At 40.6% G+C, this 26920-nt stretch carries 20 protein-coding genes, 1 other RNA gene and 3 pseudogenes; 22 read left to right on the top strand and 2 right to left on the bottom strand.

The genetic code is table 11. From position 1 onward, the window contains the following. Window positions 1–432: 432 nt before the first annotated feature. The 17 genes and pseudogenes from comW to L0P31_RS07760 all read left to right on the top strand — a co-directional run bounded on the left by comW (window position 433) and on the right by L0P31_RS07760 (window position 18281). Window positions 433–666: a sigma(X)-activator ComW gene (comW, locus tag L0P31_RS07675; protein ID WP_000941923.1), complete on the top strand. Its 234-nt coding sequence runs from the start codon at window positions 433–435 to the stop codon at window positions 664–666. 233 nt (window positions 667–899) lie between these two features. Then, entirely contained in the window at window positions 900–2186 is a 1287-nt protein-coding gene (locus tag L0P31_RS07680) for an adenylosuccinate synthase (protein ID WP_001832534.1), read from the top strand. Between the two features lie 200 nt (window positions 2187–2386). Next, complete coding sequence (tadA, locus tag L0P31_RS07685) at window positions 2387–2854, top strand: tRNA adenosine(34) deaminase TadA (protein ID WP_023948303.1); 468 nt, start codon at window positions 2387–2389, stop codon at window positions 2852–2854. 32 nt (window positions 2855–2886) lie between these two features. Then, window positions 2887–2984: signal recognition particle sRNA small type (gene ffs / locus L0P31_RS07690), an RNA gene on the top strand. Window positions 2985–3040: 56 nt separating this feature from the next. Next, window positions 3041–3484: a dUTP diphosphatase gene (locus tag L0P31_RS07695; RefSeq protein WP_084926802.1), complete on the top strand. Its 444-nt coding sequence runs from the start codon at window positions 3041–3043 to the stop codon at window positions 3482–3484. 1 nt (window position 3485) lies between these two features. Beyond that, window positions 3486–4001 carry a histidine phosphatase family protein gene (locus L0P31_RS07700; RefSeq protein WP_238096442.1) on the top strand — a complete coding sequence of 172 codons (516 nt, stop codon included), beginning with the start codon at window positions 3486–3488 and terminating at the stop codon, window positions 3999–4001. Between the two features lie 13 nt (window positions 4002–4014). Further along, window positions 4015–5376 carry a DNA repair protein RadA gene (gene radA, locus L0P31_RS07705; RefSeq protein WP_077804517.1) on the top strand — a complete coding sequence of 454 codons (1362 nt, stop codon included), beginning with the start codon at window positions 4015–4017 and terminating at the stop codon, window positions 5374–5376. A gap of 72 nt (window positions 5377–5448) precedes the next feature. Continuing rightward, complete coding sequence (locus tag L0P31_RS07710) at window positions 5449–5946, top strand: beta-class carbonic anhydrase (protein ID WP_173875633.1); 498 nt, start codon at window positions 5449–5451, stop codon at window positions 5944–5946. A 24-nt stretch (window positions 5947–5970) separates the two neighbouring features. Continuing rightward, on the top strand, window positions 5971–6786 hold the full coding sequence (locus L0P31_RS07715) for a PrsW family intramembrane metalloprotease (RefSeq protein WP_238096380.1): 816 nt from the start codon (window positions 5971–5973) through the stop codon (window positions 6784–6786). Window positions 6787–6931: 145 nt separating this feature from the next. Beyond that, window positions 6932–7900, top strand: coding sequence for a ribose-phosphate diphosphokinase (locus tag L0P31_RS07720; protein WP_000010158.1), 969 nt, complete (start codon window positions 6932–6934; stop codon window positions 7898–7900). Between the two features lie 223 nt (window positions 7901–8123). Further along, window positions 8124–8999, top strand: a complete 876-nt coding sequence (locus L0P31_RS07725) for an Rpn family recombination-promoting nuclease/putative transposase (RefSeq protein WP_238096382.1) — start codon at window positions 8124–8126, stop codon at window positions 8997–8999. A 1-nt stretch (window position 9000) separates the two neighbouring features. Continuing rightward, window positions 9001–9414 (top strand): annotated as a pseudogene (locus L0P31_RS07730) (Rpn family recombination-promoting nuclease/putative transposase); the annotation flags it as partial. Window positions 9415–9786: 372 nt separating this feature from the next. Beyond that, entirely contained in the window at window positions 9787–10713 is a 927-nt protein-coding gene (locus L0P31_RS09470) for an Ig-like domain-containing protein (RefSeq protein ID WP_419991936.1), read from the top strand. Between the two features lie 671 nt (window positions 10714–11384). Beyond that, window positions 11385–11795 (top strand): annotated as a pseudogene (locus tag L0P31_RS07740) (hypothetical protein); the annotation flags it as partial. A 37-nt stretch (window positions 11796–11832) separates the two neighbouring features. Further along, window positions 11833–13200, top strand: coding sequence for a nucleoside triphosphate hydrolase (locus tag L0P31_RS09385; protein WP_283218085.1), 1368 nt, complete (start codon window positions 11833–11835; stop codon window positions 13198–13200). 126 nt (window positions 13201–13326) lie between these two features. After that, window positions 13327–14895 (top strand): LPXTG cell wall anchor domain-containing protein, encoded by a 1569-nt coding sequence (locus tag L0P31_RS07755; RefSeq protein WP_238096386.1) that lies wholly within the window; start codon window positions 13327–13329, stop codon window positions 14893–14895. A 146-nt stretch (window positions 14896–15041) separates the two neighbouring features. Then, window positions 15042–18281, top strand: a complete 3240-nt coding sequence (locus L0P31_RS07760) for an LPXTG cell wall anchor domain-containing protein (protein ID WP_238096388.1) — start codon at window positions 15042–15044, stop codon at window positions 18279–18281. 136 nt (window positions 18282–18417) lie between these two features. On the opposite strand, the gene L0P31_RS07765 is transcribed toward L0P31_RS07760, so the two are convergent. Beyond that, window positions 18418–19317: an Rpn family recombination-promoting nuclease/putative transposase gene (locus tag L0P31_RS07765; protein WP_049515857.1), complete on the bottom strand. Its 900-nt coding sequence runs from the start codon at window positions 19315–19317 to the stop codon at window positions 18418–18420. 147 nt (window positions 19318–19464) lie between these two features. On the opposite strand from L0P31_RS07765, the gene polA reads away from it, so the two are divergent. Next, window positions 19465–22098 carry a DNA polymerase I gene (polA, locus tag L0P31_RS07770; protein WP_238096390.1) on the top strand — a complete coding sequence of 878 codons (2634 nt, stop codon included), beginning with the start codon at window positions 19465–19467 and terminating at the stop codon, window positions 22096–22098. A gap of 84 nt (window positions 22099–22182) precedes the next feature. Next, window positions 22183–22620 (top strand): CoA-binding protein, encoded by a 438-nt coding sequence (locus L0P31_RS07775; protein WP_000076477.1) that lies wholly within the window; start codon window positions 22183–22185, stop codon window positions 22618–22620. Window positions 22621–22651: 31 nt separating this feature from the next. Here L0P31_RS07775 and L0P31_RS07780 read toward each other — a convergent pair whose 3' ends face one another. Beyond that, on the bottom strand, window positions 22652–23662 hold the full coding sequence (locus L0P31_RS07780; protein WP_238096392.1) for a YeiH family protein: 1011 nt from the start codon (window positions 23660–23662) through the stop codon (window positions 22652–22654). A gap of 340 nt (window positions 23663–24002) precedes the next feature. Here L0P31_RS07780 and L0P31_RS07785 point away from each other — a divergent pair, with 340 nt between their 5' ends. From L0P31_RS07785 to plsX, 3 genes and pseudogenes are all read left to right on the top strand, one after another. Next, window positions 24003–25172 carry a pyridoxal phosphate-dependent aminotransferase gene (locus tag L0P31_RS07785; protein ID WP_153224198.1) on the top strand — a complete coding sequence of 390 codons (1170 nt, stop codon included), beginning with the start codon at window positions 24003–24005 and terminating at the stop codon, window positions 25170–25172. After that, window positions 25169–25939: a DNA repair protein RecO gene (gene recO / locus L0P31_RS07790; RefSeq protein WP_238096394.1), complete on the top strand. Its 771-nt coding sequence runs from the start codon at window positions 25169–25171 to the stop codon at window positions 25937–25939. The genes L0P31_RS07785 and recO overlap by 4 nt, the downstream gene beginning before the upstream one ends. Next, window positions 25936–26918 (top strand): annotated as a pseudogene (gene plsX / locus L0P31_RS07795) (phosphate acyltransferase PlsX). Before recO ends, plsX begins: the two are co-directional and overlap by 4 nt. Window positions 26919–26920 lie beyond the last annotated feature (2 nt).

Raw genomic sequence — 26920 nt, forward strand, 5'->3', positions numbered from 1 at the left:
GTAGCGCATGACTGTTAATCATGATGTCGTAGGTTCGAGTCCTACTGGCGGAGTAGTTAAGAAAAAAGAGGTTTAGGCCTCTTTTTTTGTAATTAATAATCTATTTAGTGTTATTTGGTGTGAGATATTTTTGCTGAGTAAAGTTTCAGAGCCCTCCGTTTTCGATCAAGGAGATCTTTTTAGTACTTTAATTGAGGGTAGCGAAGAGGCTAAACGTTGCGGACTGTAAATATGATCCTTCGAGGGGTTCGCATCCTTCCGCTTCCATTATCTTAGTTTTTGAAATTTAGGTAGTATATTTGTTCCTATTCTGTCAACTTTTCCTATTTGTTATCTTTTTGAGGTTGGTATTTGAGCAATTCAGGATTTTATAATAACTGTTTATAATTTTTTGTTAGAATAAGGTCATAAAAAGAAAAGGAGTATATATTTATGCTACAAAGTATTTATGATCAGATGATGGATTTTTATAGAAATATTGAAGAAGAGTATGGTATGTTCTTGGGTGATAATTTTGATTGGGAACATGTTCATTTTAAGTTTTTGATTTATTATCTTGTCCGATATCGTATTGTGAGTCATCGGGATTTTATTGTTTACCATTATCGTGTTGCTTATCGTTTGTATCTTGAAAAATTGATAATGAAACAGGGTTTTGTTGCTTGATGAGACAGTATGAGTTAATTTCCGAACAACTTTTACTTTTTGTGGAAAAATAATGATAAATAGCCGGAATTTTTTCTAAAACATTTTTTAATAGTTGGAAATAGCAAATCTTTCTATTGTTTCTTCTTGATAAAAAGGCGATTTTTTCTTATAATAAATTGTAAGATATAATTGCAGGTGAGAGTCCTGCCATGTATGTGAGAAAGGAAGAGCCTGAGGGCTCAGACAAGATTATGACTTCAGTTGTTGTTGTAGGTACCCAATGGGGTGATGAAGGTAAAGGGAAGATTACAGACTTCCTTTCAGCGAATGCAGAAGTGATTGCACGTTACCAAGGTGGTGATAATGCTGGTCACACGATTGTGATTGATGGTAAGAAGTTTAAATTGCACTTGATTCCATCTGGGATTTTCTTCCCTGAAAAAATCTCTGTTATCGGGAACGGTATGGTTGTAAATCCTAAATCTCTTGTAAAAGAGTTGAGTTATCTTCATGAGGAGGGTGTTACAACGGATAACTTGCGTATTTCTGATCGTGCGCATGTTATTTTGCCTTATCATATCGAGTTGGATCGTTTGCAAGAAGAAGCTAAGGGTGACAATAAGATTGGTACTACAATCAAGGGAATTGGTCCAGCTTATATGGACAAGGCTGCTCGTGTGGGAATTCGTATCGCAGATCTTTTGGATAAAGATATTTTCCGTGAGCGTTTAGAACGTAACCTTGCTGAAAAGAATCGTCTCTTTGAAAAATTGTATGACAGTAAAGCGATTGCTTTTGATGATATTTTTGAAGAATATTACGAATATGGTCAACAAATCAAGAAATATGTGACCGATACATCTGTTATTTTGAATGATGCGCTTGATAATGGTAAACGTGTGCTTTTTGAAGGTGCACAAGGTGTTATGCTAGATATCGACCAAGGTACATATCCATTTGTTACGTCTTCAAACCCTGTAGCTGGTGGTGTAACAATTGGTTCTGGTGTTGGGCCAAGCAAGATTGACAAGGTTGTAGGTGTATGTAAGGCTTATACGAGTCGTGTAGGAGACGGTCCTTTCCCAACTGAGTTGTTTGATGAAGTGGGAGAACGTATCCGTGAAGTAGGTCATGAATATGGTACAACAACTGGTCGTCCACGTCGAGTGGGTTGGTTTGACTCAGTTGTGATGCGTCACAGTCGTCGTGTTTCTGGTATTACTAACCTTTCATTGAACTCTATCGATGTTTTGAGTGGTTTGGATACAGTTAAAATCTGTGTAGCCTATGATCTTGATGGTCAACGTATTGACTACTATCCAGCTAGTCTTGAGCAATTGAAACGTTGTAAGCCTATCTATGAAGAGTTGCCAGGTTGGTCAGAAGATATCACTGGAGTTCGTAATTTGGAGGATCTTCCTGAAAATGCACGTAACTATGTTCGTCGTGTGAGCGAATTGGTTGGCGTTCGTATTTCTACTTTCTCAGTAGGTCCTGGTCGTGAACAAACAAATATTTTAGAAAGTGTTTGGTCGTAAGAGATTTTTAAGATTTGTTTAAGATAGGTCGGGTATACTATAGACAGTTACAAGAAGACCTCCTAACTTGTTGTAACAAATATCCTAAACTTTTCTTTTTCATAATAATCTCCCTATAGAGTCACCGCATTCGGTGGCTTTTTTTGTGTTGGGATTCATGATATAATAATAAAATCGACAAGTAGGAAAAGGGAAAAGAGATGGATTATACGCTTGAAGAAAAAGAAGTCTTTATGAGGGAGGCTTTGAGAGAAGCTGAGATTGCCTTGGAACATGATGAAATTCCAATTGGTTGTGTGATTGTCAAAGATAGGGAAATCATTGGTCGTGGGCATAATGCACGTGAGGAATTGCAGCGAGCGGTTATGCATGCGGAGATTATGGCTATAGAGAATGCGAACTTGAGTGAGGAGAGTTGGCGCTTGCTGGATTGCACGCTTTTTGTGACCATTGAGCCTTGTGTCATGTGTAGTGGGGCGATTGGGCTTGCCCGTATTCCAAACGTGGTCTATGGGGCTAAAAACCAGAAATTTGGCGCTGCTGGGAGTTTGTACGATATTTTGACAGATGAGCGTCTCAACCATCGTGTAGAGGTTGAAACGGGAATTTTGGAAGATGAATGCGCAGCTATTATGCAGGACTTTTTTAGAAATAGACGGAAAAAATAATTTTGCTTTTAAAATGAATAGGAATGTGATATAATAAATAGTGGAGCAACAGTTCTGCGTGAAGCGGGTCAGGGGAGGAATCCAGCAGCCCTAAGCGATTTGAATTGTGTGCTCTTTTTTTCGTGCTTTTTCCGAATAAATAAGATAGAATAATCTAGAATAAATGATAATAGAAAAGAGAAGATGATGAAAATTCGTGGTTTTGAATTGGTTTCGACTTTTACAGATAAAAATTTATTGCCTAAGCGCGAGACAGCGCATGCGGCTGGTTACGACTTAAAGGTTGCTGTGCGTACGGTTATTGCGCCAGGAGAGATTGTATTGGTTCCGACAGGGGTTAAGGCTTATATGCAACCGACTGAGGTTCTTTACCTCTATGATCGTTCTTCAAACCCTCGTAAAAAGGGCTTGGTTTTAATTAATTCAGTTGGAGTCATTGATGGGGATTATTATGGAAATCCTGGGAATGAAGGGCATATTTTTGCTCAGATGAAGAATATCACAGACCAAGAGGTTGTTCTTGAAGTTGGAGAACGTGTTGTCCAAGCTGTCTTTGCTCCTTTCTTAATTGCAGATGGAGATGCAGCTGATGGCGTACGGACAGGTGGTTTTGGTTCGACTGGGCACTAGGATGAAAATTATTTTTGTACGTCATGGAGAGCCAGATTATTGTGAGTTAGAGGAGCGTTCTTATACGGGATTTGGGATAGATTTGGCACCCTTGTCTGATAAGGGACGGCAGCAAGCCCAGAAATTGAGTAACAATTCTTTACTCCCTTCAGCTGAAATAATCATATCTTCGGCAGTCACAAGAGCTTTAGAAACGGCTTCTTATGTGGTTTGTGCTACAGGACTTCCTTTGAAAGTGGAGCCTTTATTACATGAATGGCAGGTCTATGAAAGTGGCACAGATAATTTTGAAAAAGCTCGTACTATGTTTCTAGAAAATAAGGGGGAGTTACTTCCTAATAGTCCTATTCAATATGAGACAGCTACGGAAATGAAGTCTCGTTTTCTAGAATGTATGTCTAAGTATCGAGAACATCAGACTGTGGTAGTTGTTGCTCATCGAATGCTCATGCGCCAGTTTGTGCCAAATGAGAAAATTGATTTTTGCCAAGTGATTGAGTGTGAGTTAGAGATATAGAAAGAGGTTTATCATCGCAAAGAAAAAAGCGACATTTGTATGTCAAAATTGTGGGTATAATTCCCCTAAATATCTAGGACGTTGCCCCAACTGTGGGTCTTGGTCTTCTTTTGTAGAAGAGGTTGAGGTTGCCGAGGTCAAGAATGCGCGTGTGTCCTTGACAGGGGAGAAAACCAAGCCCATGAAACTGGCTGAGGTGACTTCCATCAATGTCAATCGAACTAAGACAGAGATGGAGGAATTCAACCGTGTTCTTGGAGGCGGAGTGGTACCAGGGAGTCTCGTCCTGATCGGTGGGGATCCTGGGATTGGGAAATCAACCCTTCTCCTACAAGTCTCAACCCAGTTGTCTCAAGTGGGAACGGTTCTCTATGTCAGTGGGGAGGAGTCTGCCCAGCAAATCAAGCTACGAGCAGAGCGCTTGGGAGATATCGATAGCGAGTTTTATCTCTATGCAGAGACCAATATGCAGAGTGTTCGAGCAGAGGTGGAGCGCATCCAGCCAGATTTCCTCATTATTGACTCTATCCAGACCATTATGTCTCCTGAGATTTCAGGTGTACAAGGATCTGTGTCTCAAGTCCGTGAGGTGACGGCTGAACTCATGCAGCTGGCTAAGACAAATAATATTGCTATCTTTATCGTAGGTCATGTGACCAAGGAAGGAACCTTGGCTGGGCCTCGTATGTTGGAGCATATGGTGGATACGGTGCTTTACTTTGAAGGGGAGCGCCACCATACTTTTCGTATCCTAAGAGCGGTCAAAAATCGTTTTGGCTCCACCAATGAGATTGGGATTTTTGAGATGCAGTCGGGTGGCTTGGTTGAGGTCCTCAATCCGAGCCAAGTTTTCCTAGAGGAGCGTTTGGATGGAGCGACTGGTTCGTCAATCGTTGTGACCATGGAAGGGACACGTCCTATTCTAGCGGAGGTACAGGCTTTGGTGACACCAACCATGTTTGGAAATGCCAAGCGTACTACGACAGGGCTTGATTTTAATCGTGCGAGTCTGATTATGGCTGTTTTGGAAAAGCGGGCAGGACTTCTCTTGCAAAATCAAGATGCCTATCTCAAATCTGCTGGTGGTGTCAAATTGGATGAACCTGCCATTGACTTGGCTGTTGCAGTTGCCATTGCTTCGAGCTACAAAGACAAGCCAACCAATCCTCAGGAATGTTTTGTAGGAGAGTTAGGCTTGACTGGAGAGATTCGCCGCGTGAATCGTATCGAGCAACGTATCAATGAAGCTGCTAAACTGGGCTTTACTAAGATTTATGTACCGAAAAATTCCTTGACAGGAATCACTCCGCCTAAGGAAATTCAGGTCATTGGAGTGACAACGATTCAGGAGGTTTTGAAAAAGGTCTTTGCATAATCCGTGACAAATTCTCTTAAAAATGATAAGATAGGAGAAATATTTGACTATCAAATTTTCGAGGAGGGAATCGTGTCGTATTTTGAACAGTTTATGCAAGCCAATCAGGCTTATGTTGCCCTACATGGGCAGTTAAATCTACCACTTAAACCCAAAACCAGAGTAGCTATTGTGACCTGCATGGACTCACGTCTGCACGTTGCGCAAGCTCTAGGTTTGGCACTTGGGGATGCTCATATCTTGCGGAATGCAGGTGGTCGAGTGACTGAGGACATGATTCGTTCGCTAGTTATTTCCCAGCAACAAATGGGGACAAGAGAGATTGTGGTGTTGCACCATACAGACTGTGGTGCTCAGACCTTTGAAAATGGTCCTTTTCAGGAGTATCTGAAAGAGGAATTAGGTGTCGATGTGTCAGATAAGGATTTCTTGCCCTTCCAAGATATAGAGGAGAGTGTGCGAGAGGATATGCAACTCCTTATCGAATCTCCCCTAATACCAGACGATGTTATTATCTCTGGTGCCATTTACGATGTGGATACAGGAAGTATGACAGTCGTAGAATTGTAAATACTTCATTTAGAAAGAAAGTGTATGAAGAAAAACAGTATTTTATTTATTTTTATTTTATTTCTCTGTATTGGTTTACAGTATGAAACCATCTACTATACGGATGGTTCGATGTCAGGTGCGGAATATGGACTAATGGGAGTTTCTATCTTTCTAGCTCTCTTTTACATGATTCCGGCTCTTTATTTCCTTTTCCGTATTGGGAAAAAATGGGAATTGCCAAAGAACGCCTTGATTTTGTCTTTATTGGGTGGGATGTTCCTTTCAGGCTGGTTGTCTAGCTTTGCGAATACCTATATCCATGATTTACTGGGTGTTCTTTTCCCAGATAGTGCCTTTTTAAATGCCTTTGAAAGTGCTATTGTGGCTCCTTTGGTAGAAGAACCGTTGAAATTATTGCCACTTGTTTTTGTTTTGGCTTTGATTCCTGTGCGCAAATTAAAATCTTTGTTTTTACTAGGAATTGCTTCTGGTTTGGGATTCCAAATGATTGAGGATATTGGCTACATTCGTACGGATTTGCCAGAGGGATTTGACTTTACTATTTCGAGAATTTTAGAGCGTATCATCTCAGGAATTGCCTCTCACTGGACTTTTTCAGGTCTTGCTGTAGTAGGTGTTTACTTGCTTTACAGAGCCTATAAAGGGCAGAAAGTTGGCAAGAAACAGGGACTTGTTTTCCTAGGTTTAGCCTTGGGAACTCACTTCCTGTTTAACTCTCCTTTTGTGGAGTTGGAGACAGAGTTGCCCTTAGCGATTCCAGTGGTTACGGCTATTACTCTTTATGGTTTTTATCAGGCTTATCGCTTTGTTGAGAAGCACAATGATTTGATGAACTAGAATATTTTTCAAAAGAATGATGCAAGGGTACAAATATGGTGCCCTTCTTTTATTTTTGATTGAAAAATAGTGCAAAAAGCGCTACAATGGTAGATGGAAAAATCTTGTGAAAAGCACAAGCGATACATATATACCGGAGGAAATCATGTCTTTTTCTGATTTAAAGCTGTTTGCCCTTTCTTCTAATAAAGAATTGGCAGAACGTGTGGCGCAGGAGATTGGGATAGAGTTGGGGAAATCAAGTGTTCGCCAATTTTCAGATGGAGAGATTCAGGTCAACATCGAAGAATCAATCCGTGGGAAGCACGTCTTTATCCTACAATCAACTAGTTCGCCTGTAAATGACAATCTGCTTGAAATTTTGATTATGGTAGATGCTTTGAAGCGTGCGAGTGCAGAATCTGTCAATGTTGTTATGCCTTACTATGGGTATGCACGTCAGGATAGAAAGGCGAGAGCGCGTGAGCCAATCACTTCAAAACTTGTCGCAAATATGCTTGAAGTAGCTGGAGTGGATCGTTTGTTGACAATCGACTTGCATGCTGCGCAGATTCAAGGATTCTTTGATATTCCTGTGGATCACTTGATGGGAGCTCCTCTGATTGCAGATTATTTTGAGCGTCGTGGTATGGTTGGTTCTGACTATGTGGTTGTCAGCCCAGACCATGGAGGAGTGACTCGTGCTCGTAAGTTGGCAGAATTTTTGAAAACATCTATCGCTATCATTGACAAACGTCGTAGCGTTGATAAGATGAATACTAGTGAAGTCATGAACATCATCGGTAAGGTTGAAGGCAAGACTTGTATCTTGATTGATGATATGATTGATACGGCTGGAACGATTTGTCACGCAGCAGATGCCCTTGCGGAAGCTGGTGCTGTTGAAGTCTATGCAAGCTGTACGCACCCAGTTCTTTCTGGTCCTGCTATGGATAATATCCAAAAATCAGCTATCAAGAAATTGGTTGTTTTGGATACGATCTACTTGCCAGAAGAACGTTTGATTGATAAGATTGAGCAGATTTCGATTGCTCATCTACTGGGGGATGCTATCGTGCGTATCCATGAAAAACGCCCACTTTCTCCACTTTTCAGTATTGAGAAAAAGATTTAATGACCAAGCCTGAGATAATTCTCAGGTTTTTTCGTCTCTTTTCCGAATAAATAGATAGTGGCAGTGAATCTAGTAAAACTAGATTTAATACTCTTCGAAAATCAAATTCAAACCACGTCAACGTCGCCTTGCCGTACTCAAGTACAGCCTGCGGTTAGTTTCCTAGTTTGCTCTTTGATTTTCATTGAGTATAAGACTGTGGTATAATAAAAGGAGGAAGAGGATGATTCTAAGACATCCGGGTATTAGCCCGACCAACGATTTGGTAGCTAAGAAAATTTTTAGCAATCCAGAAATCACTTGTCAATTTATTCGCGATATGTTGGACTTGCCAGCCAAAAATGTAACTATTTTGGAGGGAAGCAACATTCATGTATTACCTTCCATGCCTTACTCGGCACAGGATTTCTATACCAGTATAGACGTCTTGGCGGAGTTAGATAATGGAACTCAAGTAATCATTGAGATTCAGGTTCATCATCAGAATTTTTTCATCAATCGCCTGTGGGCTTATCTGTGCAGTCAGGTCAATCAAAACCTTGAAAAAATTCGTCAGCGAGAAGGTGATACACACCAGAGTTACAAACACATCGCACCCGTTTATGCCATCGCAATTGTCGATAGTAATTATTTCTCAGATGACCTGGCTTTTCACAGTTTCAGTATGCGAGAGGACACGACAGGTGAGGTCTTAACCATCACAAACAATGAACAAGAAAACCATCTAGTCAAGATTGCATTCTTGGAATTAAAAAAATATAGAGAAACCAGCAAAGACAAGGTTCGCAAGCCGTGGTTGGAGTTTTTCGGGAACAAACCCTTTACCCAGCAACCCGAGCGAGCCATCAGCCAGGCAGACCAACTGCTAGACTATAAGAGCTGGTCCGAGGAGGACAGGAAGATGTTTAGTCAACTACGTATGCGCGAAGAACAGGCATTGTTGGCACAAGACTATGCCTTGGAAACAGCTAGGGCGGAAGGTATTGAAGAGGGATTAAAAGTAGGCTTAGTAAATTTAGTACGTCAAGGTCTTCTAACATCTGAGGTTGCGAGTGAGCAATTAGGCATGACCGTCGCTGAGTTTGAGGCGTTGTTGTAAGATTAGCACTAATGGTCAAGAAAACCATCTGGTTAAGATGGCGTTCTTGGAACTAAAAAAATACAGAGAAACCAGCAAAGATGAGGTTCGCAAGCCGTGGTTGGAGTTTTTCGGGAACAAACCCTTTACCCAGCAACCCGAGCGAGCCATCAGCCAGGCAGACCAACTGCTAGACTACAAGAGCTGGTCCGAGGAGGACAGGAAAATGTTTAGCCAACTACGTATGCGCGAAGAACAAGCCTTATTAGCACAGGACTATGCCTTGGAGCAAGCTGAAGAAAAAGGCTTGGAGCGTGGGAAAGTTGAAGGAAGTTTGTCTATGCTATTAAATCTAGTCCGTCAAGGACTTCTGACTTCCGAGGTTGCGAGTGAGCAATTAGGCATGACTGTCGCTGAGTTTGAGTCCTTGCTATGAGGTCACATTTTAAATAGTAGAAAGTTGGTGTAATGGCAAGTTCTTATCAAAAAACTTGCCATTTTTACTTGACATTTGGAAGGGCTTATAGGATAATACTACAGAAGTGAGTTCTATCCAACTGTCTATGTTGCTTAGATATGAATGATTTGACTCAAGGATGGTAAGTTTGTGAGATTTTCACTTAAAAATAGGATATTTGAAGCGTATTCAATCTCGCAAAGATGTTTTTTCATCTTTTTTGTTGAAAAATTGTAAAAACTTTAAAAACTTGAAGAAAACCCTTGACAAATCCTGCAAATATTTATATACTGTATGGTAGTAAGATAGTCTTACGAAAAATATTATAAGAAAAACAAAGGAGATAAAACGATGAAAAAAGTTTTATTGACAAGCGCAGTCGCTCTTGCAGCATTTGGTGCTGTACAATCTGTTTCAGCTACTTCAGCAGATTCATTTGGAGCTTTCAATCCAGATGGAACACCAAAATCTGGAGTTACTCATGTTGGTGCTAACAACCGTTTTGGTTACGGATTTGCTATCGGATCTAAATATATCCGTTACGACCGCGATAAAGCACATGGATTTGACCGTCATGTTCGTGTAACTGTTGTTGATGGTGGTGGACGTCCAGTTCCAAACGTAGAAGTTGACTTCTTCTTGAAACCTGCTTCAGGTGAGAAAAAACCGGAATACTTCACTGCTAAAACTGACCAATCAGGTGACGCAGAACTTCCAACAGTTTTCAAAGCTGGTGAAGTGATTCAGTATCGTGTTGCTAAAACAGCTACTGACTTTAAAGAAGCGGTAGAACTTGTTGGTGAATTTACTGTTGAAGCTGGTAACGAATATGCTGGTTCATTGTACACAAACGGTCGTATTGTATTGCCATACAAACTTGATGATCGTGCAGCACAAATTGGTAACGCAACTACAGCTGCTCAATATGGCTGGGCTGAAACAAAAGAAGGATGGAAATACTTCGAAAATGCTGCAGCTGTTAAAGGTTGGAAACAAGTTGACGGTAAATGGTACTTCTTTAACGCTGAAGGCGTAATGCAAAAATGGTGGGTTAAAGATGGCAACACTTGGTACTACCTAAACGGTTCAGGTCAAATGCAAACTGGTTGGTTGCAAGACGGTGGTAAATGGTACTACCTTGAAAACTCAGGTGCTATGAAAGCTAGCCAATGGTTTGAAGTTGCTGGTAAATGGTACCATGTTGATGCTTCAGGTGCTCTTTCAGTAAACACAACTGTTGACGGTTACAATGTAAACGCAAACGGTGAATGGGTATAATCTTAATAAGTAAAATGTAAAACAGGGAGATTTTTCCCTGTTTTTTCTTGCATTAATGTTGTATAAGTATTATAATGAATAAAAATAATAGGAGGTTTCCAATGAAATCAAAAATGTTGAAAGTTTTATTAGGTGTGACCTTGGCAGGTGCTACTCTTGTTAGTGCAAGAACCACTGAAGTAAAAGCTTCGGAAACAGGTATTTATAAGACAGTTGTCTGGGTTACAAAACAGGAAGATGGTAAAGAGAAGATTTTAAAAGATGCTCAAACTTATGATTCATCAAAACCTGAGACATCATCTCCTGGAAGTATTTCAGGTTATAAATGGGATGGGTCTAAAATTGAAGGAACTGTTCTAAAACATTACTTTAAGCCAACGGTGACGATTTCGGGTGATAAAGTTGATGGAATTTCTGTAAAGCCTGATATTGTAAAACCATTTAAAGATACAGTTAAGGGTACTTCTTGGTTGGTCATGGAATCAGATGGTACTAGTAGAGAATTAAAAGCATTTCTTCCTGCTACTGCTGTAAAAAAGGCTGAAGAAGTTGAACACGGATCTTTTAAAGGCTATCGTTTTGTAGAAACAAAGATTGATCAAGATGTTCGAAAACATTGGTTTGTAAAAGACGATAGCGTTACTGATGTTGTGAAAGTGGAAGAGAAACGTACAGGTTGGCAACACATCTCTGATAAGTGGTATTTCTTTGATCAAGATGGTATGAAGAAAACTGGCTGGGTCAATGATGGCAGCTGGTATTACCTATCAGAAGATGGTAGTATGCAAACTGGCTGGAAATTGGTCTCTGGTAAATGGTATTATCTCAATAGTGCTGGTTCTATGCAGACTGGTTGGTTGAACCAAGGTGGTAAGTGGTACTACCTCTACTCTGATGGCGCTATGGCTACAGGATGGGCAAAAGTAGATGGTAAATGGTACTATCTAAATAGCTCTGGAGCAATGGTGACTGGTTGGTTTCAGACAGGTGGTAAGTGGTATTATGCCTATAACTCAGGAGCTCTTGCGGTAAATACAACCATTAATGGCTATACTGTAAATGCTAATGGTGAGTGGGTGTGACATTATACACGGAATAAGTGATAAAGAGGTAAAAAAGATGAAAGTAAAACATATTTTAGCAGTAGGTGCTGCAGGGGTAACATTACTTGGAGCTAGTACTTTATTAGCTTCAATTTCAGATGAACTAACAGTTTACGCTAGTCAAAATACGAAAGAAAATCCTAATCCAGAAAACTTTCGTAGTACACAATGGAGATATAGAGATAAATCTAATCTCCCATTAACCTTCAAATATGCTGAAAAATATTCAGGTGAACCAGGAGAATTTCCAGAATTTACTTATGTAAAAAGTTATTCAGATGGAGGTATTTGGGTTCATGAATTTGCATTAAAGGCAGGTGCAACTCCTCCAGCTTCAAACGATAACACATATGTTAATACAAATAGTACTGGTAGAAATAATACAGATCATGTAGATTTTTCTGATACTAATTCAAATAATCAGAAAAATGAGTATAAATGGTTGACTGTTAATGGTAAACCTCAACTTTATATTAATAATAATTTAGCTACAGGCTGGCAAAAAGTTGATGGGAAAATCTATTATTTTGATGACAAAGGAGTCATGAAAACAGGCATTCTCGAACTCAAAGATAAACGTTACTATTTTGAAGAAAATGGTGCGATGAAGTCTGGTTGGGTCAATGAAGGTGGTAAGGATTACTATATTACTGATGATGGTTCTAAACCAACTACTATCATTGCAAAAGGTGAGAAGATTTACTACGTTAAAGAGGGGATTCAACAAACAGGTCTTCAACAGATTGATAAGAAGTGGTATTATTTATTGGCAGACGGTAGCCGTAAAACAGGTCTCGTTCAAGATGCAAATAAGAAATGGTACTATATTACAAATGATGGCGAACGAAAAGTTGGTCTCGTAAAAGATAGTGATGGTGCTTATCATTACCTTACTCCAGAAGGTGAACGTAAAACAGGTTCTATCACGATTGATGGTGTGACTTATCGTTTAGCGGATCATGCTAGTAGCAAGCCAGGCTGGAACAAAATCGATGGAAAATGGTACTATTATGATGCGGAAGATAACATGAAGACTGGTTGGGTCAAAGATGGTTCTTGGTACTATCTAGATGCGTCTGGTGTCATGCAAACAGGTTGGAAAAAAGTTGATGGAGTGTGGTACTATCTAGACGGCTCAGGTGCTATGCAAACAGGTTGGTTGAACCAAGGTGGAACTTGGTATTACCTCAATAGTTCAGGCGCTATGAAAACAGGTTGGCTAAACCAAGACGGTACATGGTATTATCTTGATGCTTCTGGTGCCATGAAGACTGGCTGGTATCAAGTAGGCAGTAAATGGTATTATTCATACTCATCAGGAGCTTTGGCAGTAAGTACAACTATCAATGGTTATACTGTCAATGCTAATGGTGAATGGGTTTAATACGAATTATAAAGAAATAAGAGGAATTTCCTCTTATTTTTTATTAGAAAATAGGTTAACGTTTGATTTTTCCGAAAGAAAATGATAAAATTGCACTAAAAAGATATTAAAGGTGGTAAATACTTTATGGATAAGAAAAAACTTCTCACTGCTAGCTTGGCTAGTGTTGCCGTTTTAGGAGCAGGTTTCCTTGCTTCAAACCCATCAGTTGTGAAAGCTGCAGAAGATGCTAATGCAGCTGCTGTAACTAAAGAAGATGTAGCTGAGTACTTCACAGATTTAGAAAAACAAGCTGAAGAAGCTATTAATAAAAATGATAAAATTACTGATAAAGAAGCAGCGATTTTAGAAGCTAAAGCAGCTATTGGTAAAGAAGATTTATTAAAAGCTATTGATGAAAAACAAATCACGCCTGAAGATGTATTGAAAGATTTAGCAGAAGCTAGCAAAACTGAATCAGATGAAGCAAAACCAGAAAAATATGGTAAAAACTATGCACCTGATAAAGTTGAAGGTGCAAAACCTGCTCCAGGTGCTGAATTAGTTCGTAATGAATCAGGTGAAGTTACTGAAGCTAAACCAATCAATGGTGGAATTGATGCGGATGCTCAAGATAAAATCAACAAACGTTTAGACGAAGAAAAAACAGATGTTAAAGATGCAGAAGAAAGATTAGCTGCAGCTAAACATGATGAAAAAGAAGCAGAAAACAACAGAGAAGAAGCTAAAGCAGCTGTTGAATCGGCTAAAGAAAATGTAAAAGCAGCTCAAGACGAATTAGCTGCTGCAAAAGAAGCTAAAGCAAAATATGAAAAAGAATTAGCAAGCTATGAAGATGCTGATGGTGAACAAGCTGATCAATATAGAGAAGCAGCAAGAGCTGACTTAGAAAAAGCTGAAGCAGCATTAAAAGAAGCAGAAGAAACATTAAAACAAGCGGAAAAAGAAGCAGAAGAAGCTAAAGCTGCATTAGAACAAGCAGATGAAGATTATTATTCATATGTAGCAGACCGTGAAGCTGAAGAAGTTCGTGTACTACGTCGTCAAATTGCAAAAGATAAAGCTGATGGAAAAGATACTAAAGCATTAGAAGAAGAACTTGATATTGCATTAAATGGTGTAAAACCATTGGTCCATGAAGTTAATCCATATGAAGGACCAGTAACTGGTTTCTTTGACGAAACAGGAGAAAACCCAATTGCAGAAGGTGAATTAGGTACACATGCACCTAAAGATATCCCTGGATACACTTATACTGGAATTTCATATACGAAAGATGGTATTTTAAGGCATACCTATAAGGCAACTGCTTCTAATTCAGGAAACAGCAACTCAGGTCATCAGGCAAATGGTGGAGAATATCCAGGTGATCGTTATATTATTAATAGACCATCTGCCCCATCTACGCCAGCTCCTGAAACTCCTACAACACCATCTACCCCTGCTACCCCATCTACACCAGCTCCTGGAACAGATGCTCCATCTGCACCAACAGCTGCAACACCAGCAACTCCTGCAGTTGCACCAACTGTAGCAGGAACTAGCCAAGACAATACTTACCAAGCACCAGCTGCGAAAGCAGAAGATAAACAAGAACTTCCAAACACTGGTGGTAAAGATAATGCTGCAGTTGCAGCACTAGGATTCTTTGGATTACTCCTTGGTGCCCTTCCATTTGCGAAACGCAAAAACTAATTAGTAGAACATATAAAAGAGAAGGATTTATCGCCTTCTCTTTTTCTCGTAAAAAAAAGAATATTTTCTATTCATATTGCTTGCTTATACGACTAGGAAAGGATATAATAGAACTGAGCATAATTCCAAAAAAAGGGGCTTTTAAAATGGATAAAAAGAAAATGATTTTAACTAGCTTAGCTAGTGTTGCTGTTTTGGGAGCGGCTTTAGCTGCATCTCAGCCGTCAGTCGTGAAAGCTGATGATACTAATACTGCTACTAACACAGCTACTAATACAGCGCAACCAGCTGGAACACCTGATACGTCAGCAACAAATTCAGATAGCACAACTAAACCTGCTGAAAATGCTGAGACTACAGAACAACCAGCAGCGACTCAGCCTGCCGAAACTGGAGCTACTGACACTTCTAAATCAGAAGTTACAAGTCCAGAGATTAAAAAAGCTGAAGCTGACGCTAAAAAAGCAGAAGAAAAAGTTACTGAAGCGCAAGCAAAAGTAGATACAACGACTGCAACTGCTAAAGAAGCAGATACTAAACTGGAAGCAGAGAAAAAAGAATCTGCTGATGCTGACGCTGCTAAAACTAAAGCTGAAGAAGCTAAGAAAACTGCTGATGCTGAATTAGCTGCTGCTAAAGAAAAAGCTGCTGAAGCTGACGCTAAAGCTAAAGAAGAAGCTAAAAAGGAAGAAGACGCTAAAAAAGAAGAAGCTGACACTAAAGAAGCTTTAACTGAAGCTTTGAAACAACTTCCTGATAACGAATTACTCGATAAAAAAGCAAAAGAAGAATTATTAAAGGCTGTTGAGTCAGGTGAATTAAAAGCTTCTGATATTCTTGCTGAATTAGCAGATGATGATAAAAAAGCTGAAGCTAATAAAGAAACTGAGAAAAAATTAAGAGATAAAGACCAAGCTTCTACTGCTGATGCTGGTGCAACTCAAGCTAACCCTTCAACTAAAGATCAACTTCCAGAAGACATTAAAGCTGGAATTGACAAAGCTGAAAAAGCTGATGCTGCTCGTCCTGCATCAGAAAAAGCTCAAGATAAAGCTGATGATTTAGGTGAAAGCGTAGATGCTCTCAAAAAAGATGCTGATGCATTAAAAGCTGAAGAAGATAAAAAAGCTGAAGCTCTTAAAAAACAAGAAGATACGTTAAAAGAAGCTAAAGAAGCTCTTAAATCAGCTACAGACAACGGTTCTGATGCTGATATTGTTGCTTCATTAGATAAAGCTGTTAAAGCTATCGAAAAAGCTAAAGATGCTGCTCAAGATGCATTTGATAAAGCTGCTTCAGATACTCAAGCTGTTGCTGAAGAATTAAACAAACTGACTGATGAGTATAACAAAGCTCTTGAAGAAGTAAAAGCTGCTAAAGAAAAAGAAGCTAACGAACCAGCTAAACCAGCAGAAGAAGAACCAGCTAAACCAGCTGAAAAAACAGAAGCTGAAAAAGCTGCTGAAGCTAAAAAAGAAGCTGATGCTAAAGTTGCTGAATTGCAGAAAAAAGCAGACGAAGCTAAAACAAAAGTAGACGAAGCTACAGCTAAAGCTACAAAAGAAGCTGAAGATGTAACAGCTGCTGAAGCTGCAAAAACTACAGCAGACAAAGCTAAATCTGACGCAGAAGCTGAATTAGCTAAAGCTAAAGAAGAAGCTGAAAAAGCTAAAGCTAAAGTTGAAGAACTTAAAAAAGAAGAAAAAGATAACTTAGAGGCTCTTAAAGCTGCTTTAGATCAATTAGAAAAAGACATCGATGCTGATTCTAAGATTACGAATAAAGAAGAAGCTAAAAAAGCATTAGGTAAAGAAGCTATCTTAGAAGCGGTTGAAAAAGGTGACTTGACTGCAGGAGATGTTCTTAAAGAATTAGAAAATGATTATAACACAAGAAATAAAGATCCTGAAAAAGTTGACGAAACTAAAAAATTAGACGCTGAAGAAGCTAAGAAAATCGACGAAATCAATAAAGCAGATAAAGCTAAAGAAGATGCTAAGACAGAATCAGAAAAATTGCAAGATAAAGCTGATGATTTAGCTGAAAAGATTGAAAAATTAACTAAAGTAGCTGACAAAGACAAAGCAGATGCTGAAGAAAAAGCAAAAGCAGTAGAAGAAAAAAATGCTGCATTAGCTAAACAAAATGAAACTTTAGAAAAAGCAAAAGCTGCTCTTGAAACTGCAAAGAAAAATAATGCTGATTCAGCTATCCAAGATGGATTACAAGATGCTGTGAATAAGCTTCAGGCGGCTGCTGATAAAGCAAAAACTGATGCTGATAAAGCAAAAGCTGAATTCGACAAAGTTGATGAAGTTGTTAAAGCATACAAAGATGCCATCGATACACTTACTGATGAGTACAACCAAACTCTTAAAGATATAGAAGCTGCTAAGGCTAAGGAAGCTGAAAAACCAGCTGAACAACCTAAAGAAGAGGACAAAAAACTAAACGAAGAAGTTGATACTCCTACTGGAGAAGAAGGAAGAGATGCTGAAAATAAATTAGCTGATGATGCTGAAAAAGAATATGAAAAATTAAATAAAGATAATACTAAACCAGCAGAACCGGCTAAACCTGAATCTTCAAATGGTGATGCTCTTGTACAACCTGAACTTCCTGAATTTGGTGCTAACAACCCTGAAATCAAAAAAATCTTAGACGAAATCGCTAAAGTTAAAGAAGAAATCAAAGACAGCGAAGAAAATGAAGGCGTTGAAGATTACTATAAAGAAGGATTAAAATCTCGTTTAGAAGATTTAGAAGAAGCATTAAATACATTAATTAATAATAAAGCTGAAGTGTTTAATGCAGATAAAGAAAAAGATAAGTTAGTAGTTACTCGTTATATTGATATTGATTCTAATGCTGACATTTTGGAGGCCGAAGCAGGTAACTTCAAAGGTAAACCAATTGCAGGTTATACTTTTGTGAAATCTGAAGAAGAAAATGGTATTATTACTAACTACTACAGAAAAGTAGATGGAAATTATAATAAGGGACCTCAAATAGAACAACAGTCAGGTAGAAATGGTGGAGATTACCCTGGTGATCGTTACATTATTAATAGACCATCTGCTACACCAGATGCAACCACACCATCTACACCATCTCCTGAAAACCCTGCAACACCAGCAGCACCATCTACACCATCTCCTGGAACAGATGCTCCATCTGCATCAACAGCTGAAACACCAGCAACTCCTGCAGTTGCACAAACTGTAGCAGGTACTAGCCAAGATAATACTTATCAGGCTCCAGCTGCTAAAGCAGAAGATAAACAAGAACTTCCAAACACTGGTGGTAAAGATAATGCTGCAGTTGCATCATTAGGTTTCCTTGGATTGCTCCTTGGTGCCCTTCCATTTGTGAAACGCAAAAACTAATTAGTCAAGGATATAAAAGAGAAGGATTTGTGACCTTCTCTTTTTGTGATATGAGCTATAGTGAGAGTTCTGTTGAAAATAAGAAAAAAGTGAACAAAATGATGTTTCAGTTTTGTTCACTTTTATGTTTATAAACTTACAACAAGGCCTCAAACTCAGCGACAGTCATGCCCAATTGTTCACTAGCAACCTCGGAAGTCAGAAGACCTTGGCGAACCATATCTAAGAAAGCAAAGACTCTTCCTTCAACTTTCCCACGCTCTAGACCTTGTTCAAGACCTTCTGCCCTAGCTGTTTCCAAGGCATAGTCCTGTGCTAACAAGGCTTGTTCTTCACGCATACGTAGTTGACTAAACATTTTCCTGTCCTCCTCGGACCAGCTCTTATAGTCTAGCAGTTGGTCCGCCTGACTGATGGCTCGCTCGGGTTGCTGGGTAAAGGGTTTGTTCCCGAAAAACTCCAACCACGGCTTGCGAACCTTGTCTTTGCTGGTTTCTCTATATTTTTTTAATTCCAAGAATGCAATCTTGACTAGATGGTTTTCTTGTTCATTGTTTGTGATGGTTAAGACCTCACCTGTCGTATCCTCTCGCATACTAAAACTGTGGAAGGCCAAATCATCTGAGAAGTAATTGCTGTCCACAATTGCAATAGCGTATACTGGTGCAATATGCTTGTAACTCTGATGAGTATCACCTTCACGCTGACGAATTTTTTCTAGATTTTGATTGACCTGACTGCAAAGATAAGCCCACAGGCGATTGATGAAAAAATTCTGATGATGAACCTGAATCTCAATGATTACTTGGGTTCCATTATCCAACTCCGCCAAGACGTCTATACTGGTATAGAAATCTTGGGCTGAATAAGGCAGGGAAGGTAGTACATGAATATTACTCCCCTCCAAAATGGTTACATTTTTGGCTGGTAAGTCCAGCATATCGCGAATAAATTGACAAGTGATTTCTGGATTACTAAATATTTTCTTAGCTACTAAGTCATTGGTCGGGCTGATGCCCGGATGACGTACGGTCATACTTCTTCTCCTTTCATTATAGCACATTTTTAAATCTAGGTTTACTAGATTATCTGGCTCTATCTATTTATTCGGAAAAAGTATGAAAAATACTTGCTCTAGCTCTTCCCAATGGTATTTTTTGGTGCTTTCCTTTATAATGGGTGTATGGATAAGAAAAAATTATTATTGATTGATGGCTCTTCTGTTGCTTTTCGGGCGTTTTTTGCGCTCTATCAGCAGTTGGACCGTTTTAAGAATGCGGCTGGTTTGCACACCAATGCGATTTATGGTTTTCAGTTGATGTTGAGCCATTTGTTGGAGAGGATTGAGCCTAGTCATATTTTGGTGGCTTTTGATGCGGGGAAGACGACCTTCCGGACAGAGATGTATGCGGACTATAAGGGTGGTCGGGCTAAGACTCCTGATGAGTTTCGTGAGCAATTTCCTTTCATTCGTGAGTTGCTGGATCATATGGGGATTCGCCACTATGAGTTGGCTCAGTATGAGGCGGATGATATCATCGGGACGCTGGATAAACTAGCTGAGCAGGATGGTTTTGATGTTACCATTGTCAGTGGGGACAAGGACTTGATTCAGCTGACGGATGAGCATACGGTGGTTGAGATTTCCAAGAAAGGTGTGGCTGAATTTGAGGCCTTTACGCCAGACTATCTTATGGAAAAGATGGGCATCACACCGACGCAGTTTATCGATCTCAAGGCGCTCATGGGTGATAAGTCGGATAATATCCCTGGGGTGACTAAAATCGGTGAAAAGACGGGGATCAAGCTCTTGCTGGAGCATGGTTCACTTGAGGGAATTTATGAAAATATTGATGGGATGAAGACTTCTAAGATGAAGGAAAATCTCATCAATGATAAGGAACAGGCCTTTTTGTCAAAAACACTAGCGACCATTGACACCAAGGCACCGATTGAGATTGGTTTGGAGGATTTGGTCTATAGTGGTCCAGATGTGGAAAATCTTGGGAAATTCTACGATGAGATGGGCTTCAAACAGCTCAAGCAGGCTTTAAATGTGTCGTCAGCTGATGTGGCTGAGAGTTTGGACTTTACTATCGTTGACCAAATAAGTCAAGATATGCTGAGTGAAGAGTCTATCTTCCATTTTGAGCTTTTTGGTGAAAATTATCATACGGATGATTTGGTTGGTTTTGCTTGGTCTTGTGGGGATAAGATCTATGCTACAGACAAGCTTGAGCTGTTGCAAGAGCCGATTTTCAAGGACTTCTTAGAAAAAACACCTCTGAGAGTTTATGACTTTAAGAAGGCTAAAGTTCTCTTGAATCGTTTTGGTGTGGATTTGCAGGCGCCTGCTTTTGATAGCCGATTGGCTAAATACCTCCTTTCGACTGTGGAGGACAATGAAATTGCTACTATTGCTAGTCTTTATGGTCAGACTTATTTGGTTGATGATGAGACTTTCTACGGTAAGGGAGTCAAGAAGGCCATTCCTGAACGCGAGAAATTCTTAGAACATTTAGCACGTAAACTTGCCGTTTTGGTCGAAACAGAACCTATTTTGCTTGAAAAACTTAGCGAAAATGGGCAATTAGAGCTTCTTTATGATATGGAGCAACCTCTGGCTTTTGTCCTTGCTAAGATGGAAATTGCTGGGATTACGGTCAAGAAAGAGACTTTGCTTGAGATGCAGGCTGAAAATGAGCTTGTCATTGAAAAACTCACTCAGGAGATTTATGAACTGGCTGGTGAGGAATTTAATATCAATTCGCCTAAGCAGTTGGGAGTGCTTCTCTTTGAAAAATTGGGACTTCCTCTAGAGTACACTAAGAAAACCAAAACTGGATACTCGACTGCGGTGGTTGTGTTGGAACGCTTGGCTCCTATTGCGCCAATTGTTAAGAAAATCCTGGATTACCGTCAGATTGCCAAGATTCAATCCACTTATGTAATTGGCTTGCAGGATTGGATTTTGTCTGATGGCAAGATTCATACGCGCTATGTGCAGGATTTGACCCAGACCGGGCGTCTGTCTAGTGTGGATCCAAACTTGCAAAATATTCCTGTGCGTTTGGAGCAGGGCCGTCTCATTCGTAAGGCTTTTGTGCCTGAGTGGGAGGATAGTGTACTGCTTAGTTCGGACTACTCACAGATTGAATTGCGCGTTTTGGCACATATTTCTAAGGATGAGCACTTGATTAAGGCTTTCCAAGAGGGGGCAGATATCCATACTTCGACAGCCATGCGTGTCTTTGGCATTGAACGTCCTGAGGATGTGACTGCAAACGACCGTCGCAATGCCAAGGCTGTCAACTTTGGAGTGGTTTACGGGATTTCAGATTTTGGTTTGTCTAATAATTTAGGCATTAGCCGTAAGGAAGCCAAAGCCTATATTGATACCTACTTTGAACGCTTCCCAGGTATTAAAAACTACATGGATGAAGTGGTACGTGAGGCGCGTGATAAGGGCTATGTGGAGACCCTCTTCAAGCGTCGTCGTGAGTTGCCAGATATCAATTCGCGCAACTTCAATATTCGTGGTTTTGCAGAGCGGACAGCTATCAACTCACCTATCCAGGGGTCGGCGGCAGATATTCTCAAGATTGCTATGATCCAGCTGGATAAAGCCTTGGTTGCAGGTGGTTATCAGACTAAGATGCTGTTACAAGTGCACGATGAAATCGTCCTTGAAGTTCCTAAATCTGAATTGGCAGAGATGAAAAAATTGGTCAAACAAACCATGGAAGAGGCCATTCAACTCAGTGTTCCCCTCATCGCAGATGAAAATGAAGGGGCAACCTGGTACGAGGCTAAATAAAAAGGGGGCTAGTCCTCCTTTTTTGTAGTAGAATTATGCAAGCCTTTTCAAAATATGCTATACTGATGAAAAAGGAGGATTTCTATGAGTCAAGAATTTATCAATCCAAGTGATGGTGTGATTCGTCAGTATCTCGCAACGAGTAAAACCCTTGCTGTGGTGGGCCTGTCAGACCGTGAGGAAACAACGAGCAATCGAGTAACTAAGGAAATGCAGGCTCGGGGTTATAAAATCATCCCTGTCAATCCCAAGGCTGCAGGTGGTGAGATTTTGGGTGAAAAGGCTTATGCCAGCCTCGCTGAGATTCCTTTTCCTGTAGATATTGTCAATGTTTACCGTCGCAGTGAGTTTCTGCCTGATGTGGCGCGTGATTTTCTCAAGGCTGATGCTAAGATTTTTTGGGCACAACTAGGACTTGAAAGTCTAGAGGCGGAAGAAATCTTGCGTGCTGGTGGATGCGATGACATTGTAATGAATCGTTGCATCAAGAGAGAACATACTCGCTTGATTGAGGAAGCATAAGAAAAAGGTAGCCGGGGGGCTACCTTTTGTGTTAGAAAATACCGATAAGGGTCTGCATACCGAGACTGGTGAGAATGATGGATATCCAGCAAATGGCTCCGAGGACAATGGATTTTCCGCTAGATTTGACCATGGCGACCAGATTTGTTTTGAGACCGATAGCGCTCATGGCCATGATAATGAGGAATTTAGAGAGTTGTTTGAGAGGGGTAAAGAAACTACTAGACACACCAAGAGAGGTCAGTAGGGTAGTTAGGAGAGAGGCAAGGATAAAGTAAAGGATAAAAAGTGGGAAGACTTTTTTCAGTTGCAATCCTTGCTTATTTTCTTGTTGGCGACTTTGCCAGTAGGAGAGAAAGAGAGTGATGGGAATGATAGCCAGAGTCCGCGTAAGTTTGACAATGGTTGCGGATTCGAGGGTATTAGTCTGGTAGAGATTGTCCCAGGCGCTGGCTGTGGCTGTTACAGAGGAAGTATCGTTGACTGCAGTTCCTGCAAAGAGGGCGAAGCCTTCATTTGATAAGTGAAGCCAGGTTCCTAGAGTTGGAAAGATGAGTGCAGCCAGGACATTGAAGAAAAAGATAACGGAAATGGCTTGGGCTACTTCCTTTTCTTTGGCATGGATAATGGGCGCTGTCGCCGCAATGGCAGAACCACCGCAGATCGAAGATCCAACTCCAATCAAGGTAGCCAGTTTTGTGTCTAGTGCAAAGAAACGTTGGAAGAGGTAGGCAACAATCAAGGCTATTGAAATGGTGGACAGGATGACAGGGAGTGAAGATTGTCCAACCGCGAAGACTTGCGAGATATTGAGACCAAAACCAAGCAAGATAACGGCATACTGGAGCAATTTTTTAGAACTAAAGGTCAATCCCGCATCCAGTTGTTTATAGGATGAGAGAAAGGGATGAAGAAGCATGCCTATGAAAATCGCAAAGACAGGCGCGCCAATGACAGGGAAGAATCCTCCTAAGTACCAAGATATGATGGAAATGAGAAGGCAGGCCAAGATGCCTGCTCCATTTTTTGATAGAAATGACATAAAAACCTCCAAATAGAATCTGTTACCATTATAGACCTGTAAACAGGAAAAGTAAAATAGAAAGTGGAGCTAACAATTATTTGACAAGTAGTGCTAATCATGTGATAATAATCTTACAAGAACTGTAACGAAGTCTTGGCAAAAAACAAAGATACTAGAGCTCCACCTCTGGTATTTTTTGTCGCGCTTATCTAATCCAAACTAAGTCCGTTAGTAGAGTTGCAATAAATTCATTTTAAATACTTCAATTTGTTATGCTAGCGTTATTCTATCATGTATTTTTGCGGTCGGGGGGCTTTTGTAGTATAATAGAGATACGTTTTGACAGTAGGAGGTATCTATGGACTTAACTAAGCGCTTTAATAAACAGTTAGATAAGATTCAAGTTTCGTTGATTCGTCAGTTTGACCAGGCTATTTCGGAGATTCCTGGGGTCTTGCGTTTGACCTTGGGGGAACCTGATTTTACAACGCCAGATCATGTTAAGGAGGCGGCCAAGCGGGCGATTGACCAGAACCAATCCTACTATACAGGGATGAGTGGTCTGCTGACCTTACGTCAGGCGGCCAGTGATTTTGTTAAGGAAAAGTACCAACTGGACTATGCTCCTGAAAATGAAATCTTGGTTACAATTGGGGCGACAGAGGCTTTATCTGCTACTTTGACAGCTATTTTGGAAGAGGGAGACAAGGTGCTCTTGCCAGCTCCTGCTTATCCGGGTTATGAGCCAATTGTCAATCTAGTTGGGGCAGAGATTGTCGAGATTGATACGACTGAAAATGGTTTTGTCTTGACTCCTGAGATGTTGGAGAAGGCTATTTTGGAGCAAGGTGACAAGCTCAAGGCGGTTATTCTCAACTATCCAGCTAATCCGACAGGAATTACCTACAATCGGGAGCAGTTGGAAGCTTTGGCAGCTGTTTTACGCAAGTATGAGATTTTCGTTGTCTGTGATGAGGTCTACTCAGAATTGACCTATACAGGGGAAGCCCATGTGTCTCTAGGAACTATGCTGAGAGATCAGGCTATTATTATCAATGGTCTATCTAAATCACATGCCATGACCGGTTGGCGTTTGGGTCTGATTTTCGCTCCTGCGGCCTTTACAGCCCAGTTGATCAAGAGTCACCAGTACTTGGTTACTGCCGCAAATACCATGGCTCAACATGCTGCGGTAGAAGCTTTGACGGCTGGTAAAAATGATGCGGAACCTATGAAGAAGGAATACATCCAGCGTCGGGACTATATTATCGAGAAAATGACTGCTCTTGGTTTTGAGATTATCAAACCAGACGGTGCCTTCTATATCTTTGCTAAGATTCCAGCGGGCTACAATCAAGACTCCTTTGCTTTTCTGAAGGATTTTGCTCAGAAGAAGGCTGTTGCCTTTATCCCTGGTGCTGCCTTTGGGCGTTATGGAGAAGGTTATGTTCGCCTGTCTTATGCAGCCAGCATGGAGACTATCAAAGAAGCAATGAAACGACTTGAGGAGTACATGAGAGAAGCATGATTCAGTCAATCACGAGTCAAGGCTTGGTGCTCTACAATCGCAATTTTCGTGAGGATGACAAGCTAGTCAAGATTTTTACAGAGCAGGCTGGCAAGCGCATGTTTTTCGTCAAACACGCTGGTCAGTCTAAGCTAGCTCCTGTTATTCAGCCCTTGGTGTTGGCACGATTTCTCTTGCGAATTAATGATGACGGACTCAGCTACATCGAGGACTATCATGAGGTGATGACCTTTCCTAAGATTAATAGTGATCTCTTTGTCATGGCCTATGCGACCTATGTAGCGGCTCTTGCAGATGCGAGTTTGCAGGACAATCAGCAGGATGCTCCCTTATTTGCTTTTTTGCAAAAGACTTTGGAGTTGATGGAAGCTGGCTTGGATTATCAGGTTTTGACTAATATTTTTGAAATTCAAATCTTGACTCGATTTGGGATCAGCCTCAATTTTAATGAGTGTGCCTTTTGTCATCGGGTTGGTCAGGCTTTTGATTTTTCTTTCAAATATGGAGCCTGTCTTTGCCCAGAGCATTATCATGAGGATGAGAGACGTTGCCATCTCAATCCCAACATCCCTTATCTGCTTAATCAATTTCAAGCCATTGATTTTGAGACCTTGGAGACCATTTCGCTCAAGTCTGAAATCAAGCAAGAACTACGCCAATTTATGGATCAACTCTACGAAGAGTACGTTGGGATTCACCTAAAATCAAAGAAATTTATTGATTCCCTATACGACTGGGGACAATTACTAAAAGAGGAAAAGAAATGAAAAAAATCGCAGTAGATGCCATGGGGGGCGATTACGCACCTCAGGCCATCGTTGAGGGTGTCAATCAAGCCCTAGCTGACTTTTCAGATATCGAGGTTCAACTCTACGGAGATGAAGCTAAAATCAAGCAATATCTGACAGCGACAGAGCGCGTCAGCATTATCCATACAGATGAAAAGATTGATTCAGACGATGAACCTACTAGAGCTATTCGGAAGAAGAAAAATGCCAGTATGGTATTGGCAGCCAAGGCTGTCAAAGAGGGTGAAGCAGACGCTGTTCTTTCGGCTGGGAATACAGGTGCTTTACTAGCAGCAGGATTTTTCATCGTGGGTCGTATCAAGAACATTGACCGACCAGGCCTTATGTCGACCTTGCCGACTGTAGATGGAAAAGGTTTTGACATGCTAGACCTCGGTGCCAATGCGGAGAATACAGCCCAGCACCTCCATCAATATGCGGTTCTAGGTTCCTTCTATGCCAAAAATGTCCGTGGAATTGCGCAACCACGCGTTGGCTTGCTCAATAACGGAACAGAGAATAGTAAGGGCGACCCGCTTCGTAAGGAAACCTATGAATTACTGGCGGCTGATGAAAGTTTAAACTTTATCGGAAACGTGGAAGCGCGTGATTTGATGAATGGCGTTGCAGATGTTGTTGTGGCAGATGGTTTCACGGGAAACGCTGTGCTCAAATCCATTGAAGGGACAGCCATGGGAATCATGGGCTTGCTCAAGACAGCTATTACAGGTGGTGGTCTTCGAGCGAAACTAGGCGCACTCCTTCTCAAGGATAGCCTCAGAGGTTTGAAAAAACAGCTCAACTACTCAGATGTTGGTGGAGCGGTCTTGTTTGGTGTTAAGGCACCGGTTGTTAAGACTCATGGCTCAAGTGATGCCAAGGCTGTTTACGCCAGATTCGTACCATGCTAGAAACAGACGTAGTTGCCCAGACTGCGCGTGAATTTTCAGGAGAATAAAA

The sequence above is a fragment of the Streptococcus mitis genome (genome assembly GCF_022137125.1).
GTDB lineage: Bacteria > Bacillota > Bacilli > Lactobacillales > Streptococcaceae > Streptococcus > Streptococcus mitis_CE.